This is a genomic window from Kitasatospora sp. NPDC085879 (assembly GCF_040686255.1).
Lineage (GTDB): Bacteria > Actinomycetota > Actinomycetes > Streptomycetales > Streptomycetaceae > Kitasatospora.
This window is the reverse complement of record NZ_JBFBJZ010000042.1, coordinates 16,548-32,530: the sequence shown is the minus strand read 5'-3', so window position 1 is coordinate 32,530 and position 15,983 is coordinate 16,548. Positions and strand designations below refer to the sequence as shown.

At 71.8% G+C, this 15,983-nt stretch carries 18 protein-coding genes and 3 pseudogenes; 11 read left to right on the top strand and 10 right to left on the bottom strand.

The window, feature by feature from the left end; translation table 11 throughout:
• Nucleotides 1–32 precede the first annotated feature (32 nt).
• Nucleotides 33–407, top strand: a complete 375-nt coding sequence (locus AB0P35_RS27620; RefSeq protein ID WP_257019712.1) for a transglycosylase SLT domain-containing protein — start codon at nucleotides 33–35, stop codon at nucleotides 405–407.
• A 174-nt stretch (nucleotides 408–581) separates the two neighbouring features.
• Here AB0P35_RS27620 and AB0P35_RS27615 read toward each other — a convergent pair whose 3' ends face one another.
• On the bottom strand, nucleotides 582–872 hold the full coding sequence (locus tag AB0P35_RS27615) for a hypothetical protein (protein ID WP_144298885.1): 291 nt from the start codon (nucleotides 870–872) through the stop codon (nucleotides 582–584).
• 102 nt (nucleotides 873–974) lie between these two features.
• On the opposite strand from AB0P35_RS27615, the gene AB0P35_RS27610 reads away from it, so the two are divergent.
• On the top strand, nucleotides 975–1,490 hold the full coding sequence (locus AB0P35_RS27610; protein WP_363515763.1) for a DUF1877 family protein: 516 nt from the start codon (nucleotides 975–977) through the stop codon (nucleotides 1,488–1,490).
• A gap of 342 nt (nucleotides 1,491–1,832) precedes the next feature.
• Here AB0P35_RS27610 and AB0P35_RS27605 read toward each other — a convergent pair whose 3' ends face one another.
• Nucleotides 1,833–2,693 carry an NAD(+)/NADH kinase gene (locus AB0P35_RS27605; protein WP_363515760.1) on the bottom strand — a complete coding sequence of 287 codons (861 nt, stop codon included), beginning with the start codon at nucleotides 2,691–2,693 and terminating at the stop codon, nucleotides 1,833–1,835.
• Nucleotides 2,694–2,968: 275 nt separating this feature from the next.
• Between AB0P35_RS27605 and AB0P35_RS27600 the strand changes: the two genes are divergently transcribed.
• Nucleotides 2,969–3,322, top strand: a complete 354-nt coding sequence (locus AB0P35_RS27600; RefSeq protein ID WP_363515757.1) for a UBP-type zinc finger domain-containing protein — start codon at nucleotides 2,969–2,971, stop codon at nucleotides 3,320–3,322.
• A 5-nt stretch (nucleotides 3,323–3,327) separates the two neighbouring features.
• Here the strand turns inward: AB0P35_RS27600 and AB0P35_RS27595 are convergent, their stop codons facing one another.
• Both AB0P35_RS27595 and AB0P35_RS27590 read right to left on the bottom strand, forming a co-directional pair.
• A complete protein-coding gene (locus AB0P35_RS27595; protein WP_363515754.1) occupies nucleotides 3,328–4,272 on the bottom strand; it encodes a DUF5996 family protein in 945 nt (314 codons plus the stop codon).
• 95 nt (nucleotides 4,273–4,367) lie between these two features.
• The gene (locus AB0P35_RS27590) at nucleotides 4,368–4,886 is read right to left on the bottom strand and encodes a MarR family transcriptional regulator (RefSeq protein ID WP_363515751.1); all 519 of its coding nucleotides are present in this window, start codon (nucleotides 4,884–4,886) and stop codon (nucleotides 4,368–4,370) included.
• Between the two features lie 82 nt (nucleotides 4,887–4,968).
• On the opposite strand from AB0P35_RS27590, the gene AB0P35_RS27585 reads away from it, so the two are divergent.
• Nucleotides 4,969–5,544, top strand: a complete 576-nt coding sequence (locus tag AB0P35_RS27585; RefSeq protein WP_363515748.1) for an NAD(P)H-dependent oxidoreductase — start codon at nucleotides 4,969–4,971, stop codon at nucleotides 5,542–5,544.
• Nucleotides 5,545–6,057: 513 nt separating this feature from the next.
• Here the strand turns inward: AB0P35_RS27585 and AB0P35_RS27580 are convergent.
• Nucleotides 6,058–6,966, bottom strand: a pseudogene (locus tag AB0P35_RS27580) (MerR family transcriptional regulator); the annotation flags it as partial.
• Between the two features lie 456 nt (nucleotides 6,967–7,422).
• Between AB0P35_RS27580 and AB0P35_RS27575 the strand changes: the two are divergent.
• From AB0P35_RS27575 to AB0P35_RS27565, 3 genes and pseudogenes are all read left to right on the top strand, one after another.
• Nucleotides 7,423–8,109, top strand: a complete 687-nt coding sequence (locus AB0P35_RS27575; RefSeq protein ID WP_363515745.1) for an alpha/beta hydrolase — start codon at nucleotides 7,423–7,425, stop codon at nucleotides 8,107–8,109.
• 196 nt (nucleotides 8,110–8,305) lie between these two features.
• Nucleotides 8,306–8,677 carry a nuclear transport factor 2 family protein gene (locus tag AB0P35_RS27570; RefSeq protein WP_363515742.1) on the top strand — a complete coding sequence of 124 codons (372 nt, stop codon included), beginning with the start codon at nucleotides 8,306–8,308 and terminating at the stop codon, nucleotides 8,675–8,677.
• 90 nt (nucleotides 8,678–8,767) lie between these two features.
• Nucleotides 8,768–8,923: pseudogene (locus AB0P35_RS27565) on the top strand (DUF1772 domain-containing protein); the annotation flags it as partial.
• Nucleotides 8,924–9,194: 271 nt separating this feature from the next.
• On the opposite strand, the gene AB0P35_RS27560 reads toward AB0P35_RS27565, so the two are convergent.
• Entirely contained in the window at nucleotides 9,195–10,058 is an 864-nt protein-coding gene (locus tag AB0P35_RS27560; RefSeq protein ID WP_363515739.1) for a LysR family transcriptional regulator, read from the bottom strand.
• A gap of 92 nt (nucleotides 10,059–10,150) precedes the next feature.
• On the opposite strand from AB0P35_RS27560, the gene AB0P35_RS27555 reads away from it, so the two are divergent.
• A complete protein-coding gene (locus AB0P35_RS27555; protein WP_363515736.1) occupies nucleotides 10,151–10,888 on the top strand; it encodes an SDR family oxidoreductase in 738 nt (245 codons plus the stop codon).
• Nucleotides 10,889–10,905: 17 nt separating this feature from the next.
• Here AB0P35_RS27555 and AB0P35_RS27550 read toward each other — a convergent pair.
• Nucleotides 10,906–11,178 (bottom strand): annotated as a pseudogene (locus AB0P35_RS27550) (transposase); the annotation flags it as partial.
• A 203-nt stretch (nucleotides 11,179–11,381) separates the two neighbouring features.
• Between AB0P35_RS27550 and AB0P35_RS27545 the strand changes: the two are divergent.
• Nucleotides 11,382–12,233, top strand: coding sequence for a MerR family transcriptional regulator (locus tag AB0P35_RS27545; RefSeq protein WP_363515733.1), 852 nt, complete (start codon nucleotides 11,382–11,384; stop codon nucleotides 12,231–12,233).
• Between the two features lie 61 nt (nucleotides 12,234–12,294).
• Here the strand turns inward: AB0P35_RS27545 and AB0P35_RS27540 are convergent, their stop codons facing one another.
• Both AB0P35_RS27540 and AB0P35_RS27535 read right to left on the bottom strand, forming a co-directional pair.
• Nucleotides 12,295–12,666, bottom strand: coding sequence for a nuclear transport factor 2 family protein (locus AB0P35_RS27540; RefSeq protein WP_363515730.1), 372 nt, complete (start codon nucleotides 12,664–12,666; stop codon nucleotides 12,295–12,297).
• The gene (locus tag AB0P35_RS27535; protein ID WP_095878284.1) at nucleotides 12,663–12,965 is read right to left on the bottom strand and encodes a muconolactone Delta-isomerase family protein; all 303 of its coding nucleotides are present in this window, start codon (nucleotides 12,963–12,965) and stop codon (nucleotides 12,663–12,665) included. The genes AB0P35_RS27540 and AB0P35_RS27535 overlap by 4 nt, the downstream gene beginning before the upstream one ends.
• A gap of 547 nt (nucleotides 12,966–13,512) precedes the next feature.
• Here AB0P35_RS27535 and pnuC point away from each other — a divergent pair.
• Together pnuC and AB0P35_RS27525 are read left to right on the top strand one after the other, a co-directional pair.
• The gene (gene pnuC / locus AB0P35_RS27530) at nucleotides 13,513–14,178 is read left to right on the top strand and encodes a nicotinamide riboside transporter PnuC (protein WP_363515727.1); all 666 of its coding nucleotides are present in this window, start codon (nucleotides 13,513–13,515) and stop codon (nucleotides 14,176–14,178) included.
• On the top strand, nucleotides 14,175–15,305 hold the full coding sequence (locus AB0P35_RS27525) for an AAA family ATPase (protein WP_363515724.1): 1,131 nt from the start codon (nucleotides 14,175–14,177) through the stop codon (nucleotides 15,303–15,305). The genes pnuC and AB0P35_RS27525 overlap by 4 nt, the downstream gene beginning before the upstream one ends.
• A gap of 10 nt (nucleotides 15,306–15,315) precedes the next feature.
• Here the strand turns inward: AB0P35_RS27525 and AB0P35_RS27520 are convergent, their stop codons facing one another.
• Nucleotides 15,316–15,735 (bottom strand): Fur family transcriptional regulator, encoded by a 420-nt coding sequence (locus AB0P35_RS27520; protein WP_095878281.1) that lies wholly within the window; start codon nucleotides 15,733–15,735, stop codon nucleotides 15,316–15,318.
• Between the last annotated feature and the right edge of the window lie 248 nt (nucleotides 15,736–15,983).

Below are 15,983 nucleotides of genomic sequence, written 5' to 3'. Positions count from 1 at the left end.
TCCTGTTCTACATGCCCGCTTTCAAGCTTCGTATGCGCACTTCCGCTGTTCTTCTTGCCGGCGCCGCCGGTGTCACCGCCCTGGGCGCCGGTCTGATGCCGGCCACCGCCTCCGCCGCGACCCCGTCGCCGCAGGCCATCGCCGCCCAGATCGTGCCGGCCAACCAGCTGGCCTCGTTCAACCAGATCATCAGCCACGAGTCCAGCTGGAACGTGCACGCCACCAACCCGAGCTCCGGCGCCTACGGCCTGGGCCAGGCGCTGCCGGGCTCCAAAATGGCCTCCGCCGGTGCCGACTGGAAGACCAACCCGAAGACCCAGATCAAGTGGGCCTACGACTACATGAACTCCCGCTACGGCAGCCCGAACGCCGCCTGGTCCTTCTGGCAGACCCACCACTGGTACTGAGCCGACACCTCGGCACACCACCAGTACTGTCCGGCACCGCACGACCACTCCCGCACCGCCCCGGCGGCCGGACAGGGACCACCGGGGCACCCGAAAGGGGCCCGGCGCATCGCGCCGGGCCCCTTTCGGGCGTTCCCGGACGCCCGGCCCGGGGCACCGGGCCCGGGGCCACAGTCAGGCCGGCCATTCGGCCGGCGAGGCCTCCTGGTCGTTGCCGCGGACCCAGACGGTCGAAACGCCGAGCACCGTCCGGATCACGGCGAACCCGCCCTCCCAGCCACTGGGAAGGCGCAGCCGGCCGCGGCGGATCGCTCCGCTGGACAGCTGGGGGTCGCGGCCCTGGAGCGTTCCCGTCCAGCTCGGCAGGCCGTAGCGCGGGAGGTCCCCGGTCAGTTCGGCCTCGACCCGGATCTCCCGGCCGTCGGCCAGGAGCAGCGCGGGGCCCCGGTACACGGGCGAACTCATGTCACCGACTGTGCGCGCGCCCCGCGGCCGGTGCAAATCCGGGCGGCGCCCCGCGCCATATCGGGGTGCGCCGCAGGGGCGGGGCTTGCGAGACTCCTGCGCATGGCTCTGACCCAGCAGCTCGCGCGGGTGTCCCCCGAGTACCTCGACCGGTGCCGTCGCGCCGCCGCCGACTCCGCCGACGGCGACCCGCGGTGGGACCCTCCCGCGGCAGACCTGCTCGACCTGGAGTGGGCGGCCTGGGGTCTGGAGCGGTACCTCCGCCGAACGGGCGCAGCCCCCGGTCTCGCCGACACCCTCGACCGCGCCACGTCCGGCGACGGCTCCGCTGACATCGCGTTCCTGGACCACGTCACGGTCTACGACGGTTTCGGCGATCCCCCCGCCCTGCTCGCACCGGACGCGGTGGCCGGGATCGTCCGGGCGCTCGACGCGGTCGACACCGCGGAGATGCTGGCGCGGCTGCCGCGCGACCCGTCCGAGGCCGCGCGGATCTGCGGCTTCGACGGGTTCCGCGGCGACCTCGCGGCCCACCTCCTCCAGTACTTCGACGCGCTGCGCGACTTCTGCCGCGGCGCGGCGGCCCGTCGCCTCGCGATCGTGGTCTGGGTCGACTGAGCGCTCCGGCTCTTTATAGGGGCGACTGCGGTCGCCCTGGGCCCGCCTCCGCACCGAGCTCTACCCCGGGGATCCGGCTTGGCAAGGCCGCGCGGGATGCGCTGACGGCCGGGCCCGATCCGCTCGGACGGGTCGAGTTCACGTAGTCGAATCCAGGTAGGAGCGCCCGGCAGTGTGCGGCATGCCATACGTCTGCTGGTTGGGCGGCTGTCGGCCATGGCGCGGGGGCGCGGTGGATAGGCATTCGCCGAGCGCCGCCTCCCGGTCGGCCGGACCGAGGCTCGCCACGCCGGCACGTAGCCCACCGAGGCCGGAGGCGAGGTTCCCCACGGGACCGGAGCGTCAGGCGTGGTCCGCCGAGCCGGTGAGCCGGAGTTTGCGTTGGGCCCGCTGGTAGAACGTGGTGCGGCCGAGTCGCACGACGTGTGCGGCGGCGGGCAGCATGGTCACCGCGATGACGTCGCCCGGTGAGACGTGGCCGGCCAGGAGGCCGTCGGCCTCGATGGCGAGGTCGCCGCTGTGCGGTAGGACTTCCAGGTCGAGTCGCTCACCGCTGGAGAGGAACACGGAGCGGTTGAACGCGGCGTGCGGCGCCACGGGGGTGATCAGCAGTCCCTCCGCGTTGGGGGAGACGATCGGGCCGCCGGCGGAGAAGCTGTACGCGGTGGAGCCGGTCGGCGTGGCGACGACCACCGCGTCGGCGGTGTAGGCCACGAAGGACTCGCCCTGGACCCGTACGGCGACCGCCGCGGACTTGTGTCCTGGGCTGCGCAGGAGCACGACGTCGTTGAGTGCCGTCTCCTGGGCGGCCCCGAAGCGGGCGTGGACGCCGGAGCGGGCTTCCACGGTGAAGCGGCGGGCGTCGATGGCGTCCAGTGCGGCGGGGAGTTCCGGGATGTCGACCTCGGCGAGGAAGCCCAGGCGTCCGACGTTGACGCCCAGGACCGGCGCGTGGCCCCCGGTCGCGAGCCGCATGGTGCGCAGCATGGTGCCGTCCCCGCCGAGGCTGATCAGCAGGTCGGCGCTCGTGGTCATCTCCTCGGCCCCGACCGGAATGGCCTCGCAGCCGATCCGTGCCACCTCCGCCGCCAGGCCGAGGACCTTCGTCCCCCGGGCCCGGCTCCAACGAACCACGGCCTCCACGGTGGGCGCGCAGGTGCGTTCGGGGTGGAGTACCAGCCCCACTGTGCCGATGAATCCCATCCGGGGCACCTCGATGTCGGCCGGGCCACTGCTGCTCCCTCCAGTCACGCACGGGCGGTTGCCATCTTCAAGGTCACCGCCGGGCCCTCGTGATCCTGTCGGGGCGCATCGCTTCCCGTCGGCTCGACTCTGTGCGACGGGGCGCCCGCTGCCGCCCGTCACGGAATCTCCGTGCGAGCCGGCTGGTTGGGATTCGAATGGACAATCCGACGGCTTCGACGGCGTCGATGTGCCGAACCGGCGCCCGGCCGAGCCTTCATCGGGAGGCGTGTCCGATGGCTGACAGCCCGATCCGGGGGATTGATCCCTCCGCGAAGCCGAGCGGAGACGGGTGTGTGGAGTGCCTGGTGGGGGACGGGCCGGGGTGGTGGTTCCACCTGCGGCGATGCGCCGCGTGCGGGCACATCGGCTGCTGCGACTCCTCGCCCTCGCAACGCGGCACGAGGCATGCCCGCGAGGCGGGGCACCCGTTCCTGGCCAGTTTCGAGCCGGGTGAGGCGTGGTTGTGGAACGTGGAGACCGAGGAGTACTACGCGGGGCCGGAACTGGCGGCGCCCGCCGCGCACCCGGCCTCGCAGCCGACGCCCTGCCCGCACGGCAAGGTTCCCGCCGACTGGCAGCTGCACTGAGGTGCTCACAGCGGCGGGGCCGGCAGCCGCGGATCCGTGATTCCACCCGGGCAGGCGAGGCGGCCGACGTCCCAGCCGACACGGAGGGCTCCGGCCCGGTAGGCGCTCTCGTAGAAGGCGAGGACGGTCGCTCGCGGATCGGCCTCCGTACGGGCCGCGTCGTAGCGCAGGACCGCCAGGGGGCTGTCGTTGAGCTCGATCCACTGTGCGGATGCGGGTGTGAGCGGGTCCTCGGCCAGGTGCGCCGGCGCGGGAGTCGTGTAGGAGTAGAAGGCCGGTTCACCCAGGTCGGCATCCCCGAACCAGAACCCGAAGCTGATCAGCTCCCGGGAGTACGCCTCGCGGGTCACCGGGTCCACCTGCGCCGGCTGGTCGACGGTGTGCCCGGAGAACCGGGTGTGGGCAATGTCGAGTGAGTGCCAGAAGAGGTGGACGGGACTGACCTTGCCCGAGAAGCGCGCCGCGAACTCCTCCAGCACCAGCCCGACCTGACTGAGCACCAGCCAGTAGCGATTCGCCCAGGCGGGCTCGTAGATCGCGTGCTCGAAGTCCTCGGCGAACGGCCGGTCGGAGTCGGCCAGCCGGTAGGGCCGGGGAACCGGGAGCTCCACCCGGACACCCAACGCTGCCAGCGTCTCCAGGGTCTGCCGGTAGAACGATGCCACGGACTGGCCGAGGAGCGGGAAGGACTCCGTCCTGCCGTCCGCCGTCGCGACGACCAGCCGGTGGCCGACGAAGTCGAAGTCGATGGTGAAGATCGGGTTGCCGTCGACCTGTCCCATCGGCCGCGTGGTGATCCCGCGCCCGGTCAGGTGGAAGGGGACGTTCCACCAGTGGTTGCGCCGCACGCTCGCCGCAAGGCGGATCTTGCCCACCACCTGAGCGAAGCGGTGCAGCGTCTCCTTCGTGTCCCGCCACTCGGCGAGCGGCATCGGTGGGAACAGCTCCATCGCGCATCCCTCCTGCCCGTCGGCCGCAGTTCCATGATGACCACGGTGGTCCGGGCACGCAGACGGTGGCCGGATCCAGCGGCCGTCAGAACGAGCTACTCACAGAGGTCGGTGGCCGCGTCGCAGGCTTCGGCGGCCAGGTCGACGTCCCGGACGTCACAGGCAAGGCGTGTCAGATGGCTGCGGAAGGCTTGGCACTCGTTGTCGTCGAGCGCCCCGAGGAGCCGGTCCTCGGCCTGCCGCACCCGCTTACGCAGAGTCTGGAGGGTCTCCACGCCCTGGGTGGTGGCGACGATCCGGCGCTGGCGCCGATCGCCGGGGTTGAGCTGTCGCTCGACCAGACCCGCCGTGACGAGGTCGTCGATCAGGTAGGTCATCACCGTGCGATCGATCCCCAGATAGGTGGCCAGGGCCAGCTGGCTCGGCTGGTCACCGCGGACCACGGCGGAGAGCACCTGATAGCCGCGCGGGCCTTGAGGGATGTCATCCAGGACCGACGCGACGGCCCTTCGGTAGGCACGTGCCAGGACAAGGAGTGAGAAGCCGAAGTCGCCGGTGAGGTCGCCCGCATCGGTCGTCTGGGTCTTCGGGGTCGCCGGTGTCCCGGTGCTCATACGGGAATGGTACCCAGCTGCTCGCGGTTGAACAGATCATCTGAGTACAAGACGATCTGTCCGCAAGAAGGCGAGGAACGTCATGCTCAAGATCGGCATCATCCTCGGCAGCACCCGCCCCAACCGCAACGGCGAACAGGTGGCGAAGTGGGTGCTCGACATCGCCTCGCGCCGCGACGACGCCGACTTCGAACTCATCGACCTCCGCGACCACCCCCTGCCGCACCTCGACGAGCCGCTGCCGCCGTCGCTCGGCCAGTACCAGCACGAGCACACCCGGCAGTGGGCGGACGAGATCGCATCGTTCGACGGGTTCGTCATCGTGACGCCGGAGTACAACCACGGCATTCCCGCCGTGCTGAAGAACGCGCTCGACTTCCTGTACGCCGAGTGGAACAACAAGGCGGTCGGCTTCGTGTCCTACGGCGGGGTCGGCGGTGTCCGCGCGGTCGAACAGCTGCGCCTGGTCGCCGCCGAGCTCCAGATGGCCGACGTGCGGCAGCAGGTCGCGCTGTCCCTGATCACCGAGTTCGAGAACTACAGCGCCTTCAAACCAGGCGACTACAACCTGCCCGCCCTGAACACGATGCTGGACCAGGTCATCACCTGGAGCACCGCACTGGCGCCGCTCCGCGTCCCGTCACCCGTCGCCTCATGAGCGGGCCACCAGCGGCGTCTCAGCCGCAAGACGTCAGACCCGACAGGAAAGCCCTGTAGCCGGACACCGCCAACTCAACCGACGGAGAAGGGCACTCGGGCCAGAGATGGCCGCGCCTCGCAGGGCGGATGCGAGGCGGATGACGGCTGGCTGAAACGGCTCACCGACTGGCTCTGCGGAAATGAGACTTTCCCGATGATTCCCCCAATTCCCGACTGCCCGGATTGCTGACGGGCGGCCGGCTCACCACGGGCGCGAAACTCCGGGCGGCGCCAACTCTCAGCCCGGCGGCATCGAGCGTGGGCGTGATTCCGAGGGAAGGCCGCCTCTGCGAAGCCGCCGCCTTGCCGACGCTCCGGGCACAGAGCGCCGCGCGAGGGCGTCCAGGTCGTTCGCCGCACATCGACGGAGGACGCCCTCGTCTCGTGTCAGCCGGTGATCCCTCGGGCTCTTCCAGGGATCCGGGTAGCACCCACTGCGGTGGCTACGCGTCACCGCCTTTGCGCAGGGCCGGATGAACCAGGGATACACCGGAACCAGATTCGGTACGACCTGCCAGCCGTTGAGGATCCACACCAGCCGCCAGTACCTGTCCACCTGCGGATCGTGGGCTTCTTCGAACCGCTGGGCCAGCCAGTCCCGGAACTCCGTGTCGGGGGTACGGGCGAGCACCTTGGCGAAGCGGTGCACGAGGTTGTCGATGACGGGTGCGGCCCTGTCGCTGAGCGGGTCGGTGGCCGACTCCATGGCCTCGGCCAACGTCCGGCGGGTGAAGTCCATCAGCTCCTCGCCGGCCTCGCGCTCGATGCCGAGTGGGCGCCCGCCGGCCTGGAACCCGGCCGTCCGGCGCATCCGGGCGCGGAAGTCCTCGTCGCCGATCAGCTCGGCGAGTTCCGCCCACGCGGCGATCTGCTCGCTGGTCGGGTCGTCGGGGAGGTCGGGCGTGGCAGCGCGGACCATGGCCACCTCGGCCTGGTCGGCATCCACGGTGCCGAAGGTGCCCTCCACGAAATCGTCGATCAGGCGTCGGCGTTCGGCGCCGGACAGCTGCGTGAGCCTGTGCATGAGCTGGGTCTCCTCGGGATCGGACCCGCGTGCGGCCACGACTCGCAGCACGTTCCGCCGCAGTTGCAGCACCCGGATCTGGACGTCGAGGGCGTCGGCGTGCGCCGCGGCGACTTCCGCCACCGAGAGCTCGCGGTCCAGCACCCGCTGGATCGTGGCCAGGTCCATGCCGAGCTCGCGCAGTGTGCGCAGGAGTTCCAGGCGAAGCAGTGCGTCAGGGTCGTAGAGCCGGTAGCCGGCGGGACTTCGGGTGGTCGGCGCGACCACCCCCGCATCGGAGTAGAACCGGATCGTCCTCACGGACAAGCCGGTCCGCCGGGAAAGCTCCCCGATCGAGTAGAGGGTCGTACCGTCCATGCCCCCTACTCTGCGGTCTCCAGTCACTGGAGACTCAACACCGTTCTCCGGCCGAGCCCCGACCCAGACCTTGCCCGAGCCCGAGCTCCTGACGCAGCCATTGCGTGCCCTTTCGCTGACCGCCGTGATCACGGGCACGCCTGAAGCGGCTCGGCCGCGATCGCCGAGCCCTTCCAGCACACCAAGATGCCGGGGCGAGGCCCCGCGGGAGCGCCCCAGGGCATGGTCCGGTGGTTCCTGGATCGGGCCTGTCGAGGTCGAGCACCGGCGGCATGCCGATGGACCTGGACGGCGCCTGTTCGCCCCGACTCGGCCAACCGACCGGAAGCCCACCTCCAGGCGTACCGCCGAACGGTCCGGGGTCGAGCGGCAGTCGCGGCTCGCCGCGAAGGGCAATAGCGTCGACACCCAGTGTGACATCACGGTCACGGCTCGATGTCTACGAAAGAGGAAATCATGGCCAGCAAGGCGAGCATCGTCTTCGCCCACGGACTCTGGGCCGACGGGTCGTGCTTCAACAAGCTCATCCCCACGCTCCAGGCCGAGGGCCACGAGGTGTCCGCCTCGCAGCACGGCCTCGATTCTCTCGAGGGCGACGTCGCGTGCGTCACCCGCGCCATCAACCACGTGCCGGGCCCCGTCGTCCTGGTCGGTCACTCCTACGGCGGCACCCTGATCACCAAGGCCGGCATCCACGACCGCGTGGGCGCTCTGGTCTACATCGCCGCGCTCGCCCCCGACGAGGACGAGACCTCGCAGGACCAGCAGGACAAGTTCGCCCGCACGCCCGTCTTCGAGCACATCGACGTCGCCGACGGCCGGATCTGGCTCCTCGAGTCGGGCATCGGCGACTTCTGCGGCGATCTGCCGGCAGCCGAGCAGAAGCTCGTCCTCGCGACGGGCGCCGTGCCGGTCCCGGACCTGTTCACCCAGCAGGTTCCCGGCACCGCCTGGCGTACGAAGCCGAGTTGGTACATCGTCGCGAACAACGACCGCACCGTGAACCCGGACCTGGAGCGGGCCGCCGCCGAGCGCATCGGCGCCAAGACCTACGCCGTCGACAGCAGCCACGTGCCCATGCTCTCGCACCCCGACCTGGTCCTCGACGTCATCCGCGACGCCGCCAAGACCCTCGAGGCATAGAGCCGTCGGCGAAGCAGCGTGATGTTCCCCGCGCGGTCTGCCGCCGTTCGGCGTCATCCGATGTGCTGGGCTGCTCTGCCGTCACGCTGTGCCTGATGACCACGGCCCAGGTCGGGAGGCGCCTGGTGCACAGGTCGTGTGAAGCCGCCAGCCGAGGCCACCATTCCCCCCGCGAGCCAACCCCGAAGGACCGCCCATGAACGCCACCGTCGCGGACCTGATGCGCCGCAACCTCCTCGACGTCTTCAGCGAACCGGACGCCGAGCGCCGCAACGCGGCCATCGCGGTGACCTACGCCCAGGACGTCGTGTGGCACGAACCCGACCGCGTGAACCGAGGCCGCGAGGCGCTCGCCCGGCGCGCCGCGGAGTTGCTCGCGCAGTCCCCGGACTGGGTCATGCGGCCCGACGGCCCCGTCTCCGTCAACGACGACCTCGGCCACCTCGCCTTCCACTACGGCCCCGCCGGTCAGCCGCCCATCGTGACCGGCATGGACATCGCCCGCTGCAAGGACGGCGTCATCATCGAGCTCTACACCTTCGTCAACGGGAGCAGCCAACCGGCCTAGGGTCTTTGCTCTTGGACCAGCGGGCGGACCGGATGAAGATGCCTGCGATGTGGAGTCCCGGCCTGATAGACGGTGGCGGTCTTCTCGTAGCTCCTCGTCCCGATCAACAACCGGAGCAAGACGTGGACCCCCGAGAACCGACCCGCGGACTGGAAGGAGCAGGCGAACCGCTGGGACCGCTACCACTACGTCCGCGTCGCCGTGATCATCGCCGCCTTCGCCCTGCTGGCCGCCGCCCTCGCCTGAGCCCGCGGGCCGAGACCGCAGCAGGAGGTGTGGCCTGCACCGATGACGGCCGCAGACGAATTCGAGGCCCTCACCAGGTTTCCCGTGGCGCCGCTGCTGCGGAGGATCTACTGCGAGGTCGCCAACGGCGGCTTCGGACCCAACGGAGACGCCCGCGTGGTGACGAAAACGCCTGTGACGCTGCGGAAATCGAACCGTCCCGGTGATTCCCCCCGTTCCCTGCTGCCTCGGTTGCTGACGGATGGTGGCCGCTGGGGGGGGCGGGACCCGGTCATAGCCGCGCCGCCGTGCGGACCAGGCCGGCCAGGGCGAGGGAGCGGCTGTGCGCGGGCCAGGCGATGTGGGTCACGACGGGAGGCGCGTCGGTCAAGGGGACGGCCGCGTGCTCGGCCCACAGCCAGGAGCGGGCGGAGTCGGGGACGACCGCCACGGTGCGTCCGAGGGCAGTCAGTTGGGCCAGTTGCGTCTGGTTGTGGATCTCGGGGCCCGGGCCGGGGGCGTAGGTGCCGTGGGTGGGCCAGCGGGCGAGCGGCAGGTCGGGGACGTCCCTGATGTCGGCCAGGGACAGGGTCTCGCGGGCGGCCAGCGGGTGCCCGGCAGGCAGGAGGGCGACCTGCCCCTCGGTCGTGAGTGCCTCGCTGTCGAATCCGGCGAGGGAGTTCCACGGCGTGTGCATCAGCGCGACATCGGCACGTCCGTCGCGCAGCAGCTCCTCCTGCTCGCACATACCGCACAGCAGCACCTCGACCTCGGCGCTGCCGGGTTCGGCCGCGTAGGCGTCGAGGAGCTTGCGCAGCAGGTCGTGGGACGCGGCGGCCTTCACCGCGAGGACCAGCTGATCGCGGGGACCACCAGGGCTGTCGGCACCGCCGGCGCGCCGGGTGCGGCGGGCGGCGGCAGCGGTCGCGTCGAGGGCTGCCCGGCCCTCCTGCAACAGCACCTCTCCGGCACCGGTCAGGCGGACACCACGGCGGTTGCGCTCCAGCAGGCAGACCCCGAGGCGCCGTTCGAGCTGCTGGATCGCCCGCGACAGCGGCGGCTGGGCCATGCCGAGGCGCTCGGCGGCGCGCCCGAAGTGCAGCTCCTCGGCGACGGCCACGAAGTACCTCAACTCGCGGGTTTCCAGGGTGTCCACGGCCGCAGCATACGCGGTGATACCTGACAGGTATGACAGGGCACCGTATCGGTGTTGGCCGCGCCACTGGGCCGCGAGCCACCATCATCGGCATGAGCGAAACGATGATCGCGCTGGTGACCGGCGCGAACAAGGGCATCGGGTACGAGATCGCGGCCGGGCTGGGCAGCCTCGGGTACCGCGTGGGCGTGGGAGCCCGTGACGCGGCCCGACGCGAAACCGCCGTCGGAAAGCTGCGCGCCGGCGGCGTGGACGCCTTCGAGGTACCGCTGGACGTGACCGACGGCCAGAGCGTCATCGATGCCGCAGAACTGATCGAACGACTGGCCGGCCGCCTGGACGCCCTGGTCAACAACGCCGGTATCTCGGGCGAGATGGGCCCGGGGTGGGTGCAGGACCCGACCGTTCTCGACCTGGAGGTGCTCCGCACCGTCGTGGACACCAACGTGATGGGTGTCGTCCGGGTGACCAACGCGATGCTGCCACTGCTGCGGCGCTCGGCCTCGCCGCGCATCGTCAACGTCTCCAGCAGCGTCGGCTCCCTGACCCGGCAGGCGGACCCGGACATCGAGGTCGGCCCGATCATGGCAGCCTACGCGCCGTCGAAGTCCTTCCTCAACGCCCTCACCTTGCAGTACGCCCGGCAGTTCGCCGGTACGAACATCCTGATCAATGCCACCTGCCCGGGCCTGGTCGCCACCGACTTCACCGGCTTCCACGGTCCCCGCACTCCCGAACAGGGCGCGGCCACGGCGATCCGGCTCGCCACGCTGCCCGACGGCGGCCCGAACGGTTCGTTCTTCGAAGACGACGGCGTCGTGCCCTGGTGATCACGAACCCGCTGTGAGTCGGCCGGCTGGGGGATCAGCGCCCGGATCCCGCGCCGACGCAGGTGCTGGCGGATGGCCCTCGACCAGTAGACCCGGTCCGCCAGGACCACGAGAGGGCGAGTCCGTGGCCTCCCGATCACCCTGGGCACCCGCAGGGCAGCCATCACACGGTCGAACGCGGGCGCGTCGCCTGCCTGGCCGGGCGTGAGGTGGAAGCACAGCGGGCGGCATCGGCCGTCCGCGGCGAGGTGGATCTTCGTGGTCAGCCCGCCGCGGGAGCGTCCGATGGCGCGAGCAGGTCGCTCCCGGTGTCGCCCGACCCGCGCGGGGCGGGCACCGTGGGCACTGCTCCGAACCTGGTCGGAATGATCCGTCCCGCGCCGTAGGCCGTCGTCATGGCGGACGGTCCGCCCGGCCGGGCGGGCCCGTGGGGCGGAGGCCGGAAGGGACCGGGGTTTGCGGTTGCCGCGGGGCAAGGTTCTAGGGTCGGGGCATGGTGGACGGCCCGGAGTTGCTCACGGTCGGTCAGCTGGCACGTCGTGTCGGGCTGACCGCCAAGGCCCTGCGTCACTACGACCGGGTGGGGCTGCTGGCTCCCGCGGTGGTGGACCCGGACACGGGGTACCGCTTCTACGGGGCCGAGCAGATCGCGCACGCGCGGCTGGTCCGGCTGCTGCGCTCGGTCGACCTGCCGCTGGAGCAGGTGCGGCTGTGCCTGGCCGACCCGGACGACGAGTCCGTGGCTGCGCGGGTGCTCAGCGAGCACCGGCGCCGGCTGCGGGCCCGCCTGGACCGGGTCCGGGGCGACCTCCACCGCATCGACCATCTTCTGGCGGACGGAGTCACCCGAGCCATGACCGACAGCCCCGCGCAGCCCGCCCCCGCCGGCCCCGACGAGAGCGAGCGCCGCCTCGCCGTCGAGTTGTTCAACGGCGTGTGGCGGCTGCTGGAGAAGGAGGACCGCAGCGTCGAGGAGGACGACCGGATGCTTCACATGGCCCATGCCTCACGCCACCACTGGGGCCAGGTCGGTCAGCCGGTGAACCTCAGCCGCGGCGAGTGGCAGTGCTCGCGGGTGTACAGCGTGCTGGGCCGCGCCGAGCCCGCCCTGTACCACGCCCGGCGGGGCCTGGAGATCTGCCGGGCCCACGGCATCGGTGACTGGGACCTCGCCTTCGCCCACGAGTCGGTGGCCCGCGCGCTCGCGGTCGCCGGCGACCGCGAGCAGGCCCGGGTGTGGACGGAGCAGGCGCTGGCCGCCGCCGAGGACATCGCCGAGGACGAGGACCGCGAACTGGTCCTCACCGACCTGGAGTCGATCCCCCACCAGCCGCGTTTCTGGTGACACCGGGCCGGTGACCGCGACGGGTGTCGCCTGCCCTGCGTCGGCCTTCGCAGCCCGGGCCTCAGGGCAGCCGGGAGACCTGGTAGTGGGCGATGGACCAGCCCGCGGCCGTCCGGCACAGCAGCACGCCGAGGTGGACGTCGATGGTCGGGCGATCGGTGAAGGCGAAGTCGACGGCGAGGTAGCCGAGCAGGAGGTCGTCGACTGGGCGCCGGGTCTCCAGGATCCGGTACTCGGCGGTCATGCCGAGCGGCTGCGCGCGGTAGTAGTCGGCGATGCCGGCGCGGCCGACGGTGTAGGGGTGCAGGCCCTGGAAGATCGCGTCCTCGGTGAAGCAGGCGGCAACCTCCTCGGGCCGGTGGGCGTCGACCGCCGTCTTCCAGCGGTCGAGCAGGCCGCGCAGGTCCTGTTCGTCGCGGGGGGTGCCGCTCATCGGGCCGCCCCCGGCCCCGGGTCGTTCGGGTGCGGTGAGAGCGGAGTGACGGTGTCGTGCCGCCAGGCGCGCAGCGGCATCGAGGCGAGCACCTGCTCCAGCCGTTCCTCGTCGGGTGCGTCGAACAGCCCCCAGGTGCGCCACTGCCCCGGCGCGAGCGGCGGGCGCCACAGCCGCAGCAGGCTGCCCGCGGCGGCGAGTTCGCGCGAGCGGGCCGCCTCGCGGGCCCTCATCTCGGCCACGGCCTGCTCGGACGTGCCGTCCGGGACGGTGGTCACCATGTCGACCAGGTACTCCATCGTGCCCTCTTCTCTGTCCGACTCGGAGTATCGGCGGCCCGGCCCGCCGCGGGTGCCATCGACACGCCGCGGCGTCGCCGGGGCGGGCTGCTCGCCCCGGTGGCGTCCGCCCGGGGCGTGCTCTGCTGTGAGCCCCACCCGATGACGGTCCGTCAGCCCGCGCCTGGAGCGCTGAGCGGCGCCGTCCGGCGCCGTCCGCGCGGACGGTCCCGGGACGCGGTGGGGCGCGCCCCGGGACCCGCGAGGCGGCCGGACACTGCTCGGCCGGCCGCCCACCGGCGCGACGGCCGCGGTGGTGTGCCGATGGTAGGGGCGGGTGATGCCGGTGTCACCGGACCGGGCGATGGGAACGACCGATGCGTCACCTCCGATGGCTGCCCGGCGGGACCGCCCTGTGCCTGCACCCCGTCCGGACAGCTCGGTCTCGCTGCCGGAGGTGACGGGGAATCCGGTCGGCCATGCCGCCCCCACCAGCGGGGAAGGGCATTGCGCGGCCGCCCGCACACCCCTTATCGTCATGCTGACGCAAACGATGAAGGGGGACCCCGTGTCCGTCGCCGACTCCCTGGGCGGGCTGCTCGCGCCGCTCAACCACCAACTCTTCCTGCTCGGGCAGGACGCCGTCACCGCGGCCGAACTCCTGGGCTTCGCCACCGGGGCGGTCTGCGTCTGGCTGTGCGTCAGGGCGAACGCCTGGAACTTCCCCGTGGGCATCGCCAACAACCTGTTCTTCTTCGCGCTGTTCTGGAGCGCCCGCCTCTACGCCGACGCCGCGCTTCAGATCGTCTTCCTGCTGCTGGCCGCCCACGGCTGGTACCGCTGGCTGCGCGGCGGCGAGCGCCGCACCGGCCGCGCGATGGGCCACGCCTCGCCGACCACCCTGCTGGTACTGGCCGCGCTGCTCGTCCCGGCGACCTGGGGGCTCACCCTGCTGCTCACCCGGGCGAACGACAGCGCGCCGTTCTGGGACGCCCTGACCACCGCCCTGTCGCTCGCCGCGCAGTGGCTGCTGAACGCCAAGCAGCTGGAGAACTGGTACCTCTGGATCGCCGCCGACCTGGTCTACATCCCGCTGTACGCGGCCAAGGGCCTGGTGCTGACGGCCGTGGTGTACGTGCTCTTCCTCGCCATGTGCGGCATCGGGCTGCGCGGCTGGCACCGCGAGCTCACCGCCGCGCGTCCGCTCGCCGCCCGGGCGGGGGTGCCGGCATGAGCGCCGCCGCACCCGCCGCCGGCCGGTTCGCCCACGGCCTGGTGATCGGCAAGTTCTACCCGCCGCACGCAGGCCACCACTTCCTGGTCCGGGCGGCCGCGGACGCCTGCGAGCGGGTCACGGTGGTCGTCATGGCGGCCGCCTGCGAGTCGATACCGCTGGCCGACCGCGTCGCCTGGATCCGCGAGCACTGGGTCGGCGAGCCGCACGTCGCGGTCGCCGGGATCGCCGACGACCTGCCGGTGGACTACGACAGCACCGAGGTCTGGGCCGGGCACGTGGCCCTGATGCGCGAGGCCGTGGCCGCCGCGCCACCCGCCCGGCCGGTCGACGCGGTGTTCAGCTCGGAGCCGTACGGCACCGAGCTCGCCCGCCGGTTCGGCGCGGCGCCCGTCCTGCTGGACGTGCCGCGGGACACCTTCGCCGTCTCCGGCACCAAGGTCCGGGCCGACCCGCTCGCCCACTGGGACGACCTGGAGCCGCCGGTGCGGGCCTGGTTCACCCGACGGGTGGTGGTGCTCGGCGCCGAGTCCACCGGCACCACCACGCTCTCCCGCGACCTGGCGGCCGCCCTCCGCGGGCGCGGCGGCCCGCACGCGGCGACCCGCTGGGTGCCCGAGTACGGCCGGGAGCTGACCGCCGCGAAGCTCGCCGTCGCCCGCGGTCTCGCCCGCCCCGGCGGGCCGCCGCCGACCGTGTTCGACCTGGAGTGGACGGACGCCGACTTCGAGCTCGTCGGCCGCCGGCAGAACGAGGCCGAGGAGCGCGCCGCCCGCTCCGGCGGGCCGGTACTGGTCTGCGACACCGACACCCTGGCCACCACCGTCTGGCAGGAGCGCTACCGGGGGCGCGCCACCGGGCCCGTCCGCCGGCTCGCCGAAGGCCTGCCGCCGCGCGCGCTGTACCTGCTCACCTCGGACGAGGGCGTGGCCTTCGACGACGACGGGCTGCGCGACGGCGAGCACCTGCGGCCGTGGATGACCGGCCGCTTCCGCGAGGTGCTGACGGCCGCGGGCGTGCCGTGGCTGGAACTGCGCGGGGACCGGGCCGAGCGGCTGGCGCGGGCACTGCGGGCCGTCGACACCCTGCTCGCCGAGGGCTGGGGGCTGGCCGACCCGCTGGGCTGATCCGGCTCGGCTACTGCGGGTTCGCGCAGGAGGGGCAGAGGCCGCGGTACGTGACCTCCACACCCGAAAGGGTGAATCCGAAGCGCTCGGCCTCGGGCAGGCCGGCCATCGGGTCGCCGGTCGGGTGGACGTCGCGGATGGTGCCGCAGGACTGGCAGACCAGGTGCTGGTGGGCGTGGTGGGCGTTCGGGTCGTACCGCTTCGCCCGCCCGTCGGTGCTCACCTCGATCACCTCGCCGAGCGAGACCAGCTCGCCCAGCGTGTTGTAGACCGTGGCACGGCTGATCTCGGGCAGCATTTCCACCGCGCGGGCGTGGATCTCGTCGGCCGTGTAGTGGATGTGGTCGCCGTCCAGGACCTGGGCGACGACCCGTCGCTGCGCGGTCAGCCGCCAGCCGCGGTCCCGGAGTCGTTGCAGCAGGTCACTCATGGGGGGAGGGTATCAGGCGGCTGGATTCGGCTGAAGATTTGTGTCTGCGTTGACTTAGACAAGGTCTAATGTAGGGTCGAAATCGGCACTCTGAATGGAAGAGGACGACCTGACGTTGCTGCTCGTGGCTGCCTGTCGGACGACGAGGACGGATGCGCCCCACGCCGGCCGCAGGGTCTCGGAGACCGTGGGCGCGACCGGCCCGACTCCCGTCCGGGACCGACTCCCGGTACGGACGTCCGCCGGTC

Coding starts and splice junctions, on each gene's coding strand:
- AB0P35_RS27620 (WP_257019712.1), top strand. CDS start 33: ATGCGCACTTCCGCTGTTCTTCTTGCCGGCGCCGCCGGTGTCACCGCC.
- AB0P35_RS27615 (WP_144298885.1), bottom strand. CDS start 872: ATGAGTTCGCCCGTGTACCGGGGCCCCGCGCTGCTCCTGGCCGACGGC.
- AB0P35_RS27610 (WP_363515763.1), top strand. CDS start 975: ATGGCTCTGACCCAGCAGCTCGCGCGGGTGTCCCCCGAGTACCTCGAC.
- AB0P35_RS27605 (WP_363515760.1), bottom strand. CDS start 2,693: ATGGGATTCATCGGCACAGTGGGGCTGGTACTCCACCCCGAACGCACC.
- AB0P35_RS27600 (WP_363515757.1), top strand. CDS start 2,969: ATGGCTGACAGCCCGATCCGGGGGATTGATCCCTCCGCGAAGCCGAGC.
- AB0P35_RS27595 (WP_363515754.1), bottom strand. CDS start 4,272: ATGGAGCTGTTCCCACCGATGCCGCTCGCCGAGTGGCGGGACACGAAG.
- AB0P35_RS27590 (WP_363515751.1), bottom strand. CDS start 4,886: ATGAGCACCGGGACACCGGCGACCCCGAAGACCCAGACGACCGATGCG.
- AB0P35_RS27585 (WP_363515748.1), top strand. CDS start 4,969: ATGCTCAAGATCGGCATCATCCTCGGCAGCACCCGCCCCAACCGCAAC.
- AB0P35_RS27575 (WP_363515745.1), top strand. CDS start 7,423: ATGGCCAGCAAGGCGAGCATCGTCTTCGCCCACGGACTCTGGGCCGAC.
- AB0P35_RS27570 (WP_363515742.1), top strand. CDS start 8,306: ATGAACGCCACCGTCGCGGACCTGATGCGCCGCAACCTCCTCGACGTC.
- AB0P35_RS27555 (WP_363515736.1), top strand. CDS start 10,151: ATGAGCGAAACGATGATCGCGCTGGTGACCGGCGCGAACAAGGGCATC.
- AB0P35_RS27545 (WP_363515733.1), top strand. CDS start 11,382: ATGGTGGACGGCCCGGAGTTGCTCACGGTCGGTCAGCTGGCACGTCGT.
- AB0P35_RS27540 (WP_363515730.1), bottom strand. CDS start 12,666: ATGAGCGGCACCCCCCGCGACGAACAGGACCTGCGCGGCCTGCTCGAC.
- AB0P35_RS27535 (WP_095878284.1), bottom strand. CDS start 12,965: ATGGAGTACCTGGTCGACATGGTGACCACCGTCCCGGACGGCACGTCC.
- AB0P35_RS27525 (WP_363515724.1), top strand. CDS start 14,175: ATGAGCGCCGCCGCACCCGCCGCCGGCCGGTTCGCCCACGGCCTGGTG.
- AB0P35_RS27520 (WP_095878281.1), bottom strand. CDS start 15,735: ATGAGTGACCTGCTGCAACGACTCCGGGACCGCGGCTGGCGGCTGACC.